2 protein-coding genes are annotated in these 1514 nt (G+C 35.7%); both read right to left on the bottom strand.

Annotation, left to right across the window (positions count from 1 at the left end):
* Positions 1 to 660 (bottom strand): 1-phosphofructokinase family hexose kinase (locus CI949_RS20610; protein ID WP_290769910.1); only part of this gene is annotated, 660 nt, incomplete at its 3' end.
* 82 nt (positions 661 to 742) lie between these two features.
* On the bottom strand, positions 743 to 1514 hold a 772-nt coding region (locus CI949_RS20605), incomplete at its 5' end, for a UDP-N-acetylglucosamine 1-carboxyvinyltransferase (protein WP_290769909.1).

Here is a 1514-nt window from a genome sequence, read left to right as displayed (position 1 = left end):
TTTGGCTCCCATTTCCTGCATTTTTTTTCCTGCTTTGATATAATCTTTTTTCTCTTCCATCTCCATATCTAAAATAGTTTTATGATGTTTGAAATATGGGGTTACAACATCTGGTTCTGACTCTAAAGCTAATTTTAAAGCTTCACCACTGGCCTGCAGAAAAACACGTTTTCCTTTATCTTTAGCAATTTTAATTAAACGCTGATAAATATCAAAATCTACTCCAACTGGAACTGATCCAGAAATTAAAATACACTCACTTTCCGAAATTGATCTTTTAAACCTAATTATCAGCTCATCAACTTCTTCCTTTTCAACCTCAAATGTATAATCATTGTACTGAGTATAGGTTGCAGGTTCTTTACCAATAATTTTTACATTGTTTCTTATTTCTCTTTCAGTATGAATATAGTTGCTTATAATATTATGTTCTTGAACCATTTTTTCGAAAAATAAACCCTGTTTGCCGCCAACAAAACCAATATTTTGCACATCACCATAACCCAGTTCTTTAAAGTTAATCGCACTAATCAAGCCTTTACCACCTGGATAAACCTTTAGATTTTCTTCATTGTAAATAAACTGGTTTTTCATAACCTCATTTTTTTCAACAAAGTACTCACGGTCAATTGACGGGTTTAACGTTACCGTTGTAATCATTTTATTCACCACCTTGTTTTATTGAAGAACCAAAATCAATTTCAAAACAGAAAACCGCTGAAATATCAGCGGCAGGTTTTATTTACTCAGATACTTTATTTATTGAAGCCCCAACTTCCTTGAGCCTCTCTTCTATATTTTCATAACCTCGCTCAACATGATAGATATCTTTAACTTCTGTTTGACCTTCAGCAGCTAATCCGGCCAGAATAAGTGCAGCTCCTGCCCTCAAATCTGTAGCTCTTACTTCAGCACCGGTTAGGCAACCAGGTTTTACGAGAGCACTGTGTCCATCAATCTTGATATCTGCTCCCATTCTTTTTAATTCATCTACATGCATAAAACGATTTTCCCAAACTGTTTCAATGATTAAACTTGTCTCATCAGCCTGGGTTAATAAAGCCATCATTTGAGACTGCATATCTGTCGGAAAGCCAGGATAGGGCAGAGTTTTGACATCAACAGCTTTTAATTTACCGTCTGCTTTAACTTTAACCCCTGCTATATCTTCTTCGACAATAATTCCCATCTCATGCATTTTTGCAATCAGTGGTTTAACATGTTCAGTTAAAACATTGCGGATATAAACATCTCCACCAGTAATAGCAGATGCAATCATATATGTGCCTGCTTCAATTCTATCAGGTATAATTCGATGCTCAACTCCATGCATCTCATTTACACCCTCAATTTTTATGATATCTGTACCTACACCTTTAATGTTAGCTCCCATTACAGTTAGGAAGTTTGCCAAATCTACAATCTCAGGTTCTCGAGCTGCATTTTCAATTATTGTTTTACCCTCAGCCCGGCTGGCAGCAATCATAATATTAATTGTCGCTCCAACACTTGGA

The sequence above is a fragment of the Halanaerobium sp. genome, from assembly GCF_003070835.1.
Note: the sequence above shows the minus strand (reverse complement) of the source record. Positions and strands in the feature narration are given on the sequence as shown.